The sequence below is a fragment of the Citreicoccus inhibens genome, assembly GCF_019039035.1.
Classification (GTDB): Bacteria; Myxococcota; Myxococcia; order Myxococcales; family Myxococcaceae; genus Citreicoccus; species Citreicoccus inhibens.
This window is the reverse complement of the sequence record NZ_JAHNZT010000122.1, coordinates 1-987: the sequence shown is the minus strand read 5'-3', so window position 1 is coordinate 987 and position 987 is coordinate 1. Positions and strand designations below refer to the sequence as shown.

1 protein-coding gene is annotated in these 987 nt (G+C 68.2%); it reads right to left on the bottom strand.

What is annotated here, in order from left to right:
- The coding region (locus tag KRR26_RS36525) for a condensation domain-containing protein (RefSeq protein WP_236069668.1) at positions 1-987 on the bottom strand (987 nt) is incomplete at both ends.

The window sequence follows — 987 nt, the reverse complement described above, 5'->3', positions numbered from 1 at the left end:
GCCAGGAGGCGAGGAGGACCATGAAGAGCGAGCCGCCTTCATGGAGAGCGAGAGCCTTGAGGGAGTCGGAGAGGGACTTGGGAAGAGAGAAGGCGAGTGTGGCGCCGGTGGTGCCCTGGACGGCGGGACGAGGCTTGTCGGTGGGCAGCTCGAGGAGCGGCGGGGCTCCGGCGAGGTGACGCTTCCAGAAGTCGACCTGACGCTGGAGGACGTCGCCCTGGAGCCAGCCGCGCTGCCACGCCGCGAAGTCCGCGTACTGCACGGGCAGCATCGGCAGTGAAGCCTGTGAGCCCCCGTGGATGGACTCGTAGAGCGCCGCGAGTTCGCGCACGAGCACGCCCATGGACCAGCCATCCGAGACGATGTGATGCATCGTCACGAAGAGGACGTGGTGCTCCTCGGACAGACGCAGCAGCGTGGTGCGCAGGAGTGGCCCGTTCGTGAGGCTGAAGGGCTGAGACGCTTCCTGCGTTGCGCGGCGTCGGACCTCGGCCTCGTGCTCGGCTTGCGGCAGGTGCGTGAGGTCGGTGGCCTCCAAGGTCCAGCGCACGGACGGACGGATGATTTGAACCGGCTGGCCCTCGTGCTCCGCGAAGATGGTGCGCAGGGACTCGTGGCGCTCGATGAGCGCCTCGAAGGCTCGGCGCAGGGCTTCGATGTTCAGCCCACCGTGCAGATGCAGCGCGGAGGGGATGTTGTACGCCGGGCTCTGTGGCTCCAACTGATCGATGAGCCAGAGACGCTGCTGCGCGAACGACAGCGGCAGCGCGACATCTCTCGACGAAGGCAGGAGCGGCGGCGCGAGAGACGCAGTCGGGCCTCGCGAGTCGATGCGGAGGGCGAGTGCGGCGACGGTGGGAGCCTCGAAGAGAGCGCGGAGGGGGAGTTCGACGCGGAGGTCGGAGCGGATGCGAGAGACGACCTGGGTGGCGAGGAGGGAGTGGCCACCGAGGGCGAAGAAGTCGTCGTGGATGCCGACGCGGTCGA